The 1,052-nt window shown below is 65.8% G+C and carries 2 protein-coding genes; both read right to left on the reverse strand.

Annotation, left to right across the window (positions count from 1 at the left end; all coding sequences use genetic code 11):
• Positions 1-742 (reverse strand): polysaccharide deacetylase family protein (locus Q1W68_RS17935; protein ID WP_300717216.1); only part of this gene is annotated, 742 nt, incomplete at its 3' end.
• The coding region (locus tag Q1W68_RS17940; RefSeq protein WP_300717217.1) for an FCD domain-containing protein at positions 739-1,052 on the reverse strand (314 nt) is incomplete at its 5' end. The genes Q1W68_RS17940 and Q1W68_RS17935, both read right to left, overlap by 4 nt.

Consider the following 1,052-nt stretch of genomic DNA (forward strand, 5'->3'; position numbering starts at 1 on the left):
CGTCAAAGCTGTCCTTGAGGTACTGGAAAAACGGGTCGGCGTGCGAGTAGCCCTGCGGCAGCGCAAAGCGCATGTCGTTGCAGTCCAGCGTGTAGGGCACGATGAGCTGGTGGGCGTGGCTCCCGTCGGTCTTCTGCACCTTCATCCAGAACGGCAGGTCGTCGCCGTAGTAGTCGCTGTCGTATTCGAAGCCGCCGAAGTCCGCCACCAGGCGGCGCGTGTTGGGGCTGTCGCGCCCGGTGTACCAGCCCAGCGGTCGGCTGCCGGTGAGGTCTTGCATGATCTGCATGGCCTGCGCCATGTGGGCGCGCTCGGTGGCCTCAATCACGTTCTGGTAGTGGATCCACTTGAGGCCGTGGCAGGCGAACTCGTGACCCAGTTCCTTCAGCGCGGCGGTCACGTCGGGGCAGCGCTGGAGCGCGGTGGCCACGCCGAACACCGTGAGCGGCAGACCGCGCTGCTCGAACTCGCGCAGGATGCGCCACACACCCGCGCGCGCGCCGTACTCGTAGATGCCTTCCATGCTGATGTGTCGCGCCGGGTAGGCCGCCGGGTTGAACATCTCGGAGAGGAATTGTTCGGAGGCGTCGTCGCCGTGCAAGACGCTGTTCTCGCCGCCTTCTTCGTAGTTCAGCACGAACTGCACCGCGATTCGCGCACCGTTCGGCCAGCGGGCGTGGGGTGTGTTGCGGCCATGGCCTGCCAGGTCGCGCGGGTAGGGCCGGGTGGTGTCGTAGGTCATGAGAGCGCCAGCGAAAGGTCGTTGATGGGCAGCTTGCGGTCGAAGGTGAGGTTTTCTTCAACGTGCAGCAGGTGCTCGGTCATCAGGCGCACGGCCAGTTCCTCGTCGCGCGCCGCCAGGGCCTTGACGATGTCGGCGTGCTCGTTATGCGAGTGCGCGGCGGCCTGGTTGGTCTGGTACATGAGCGTGATGAGTGCACAGCGCGAGACCAGGTCGCGCAGCAACTCGGCCAGCACCTGGTTGCCCATGAGCTCCGCCATGCGCACATGAAAGTCGCCCAGCAGCTCGGTGCGACCGGTCACGTCGTCGG

The organism is Hydrogenophaga sp. (assembly GCF_030158645.1).
In the GTDB taxonomy this organism is placed as follows: Bacteria; Pseudomonadota; Gammaproteobacteria; order Burkholderiales; family Burkholderiaceae_C; genus Hydrogenophaga.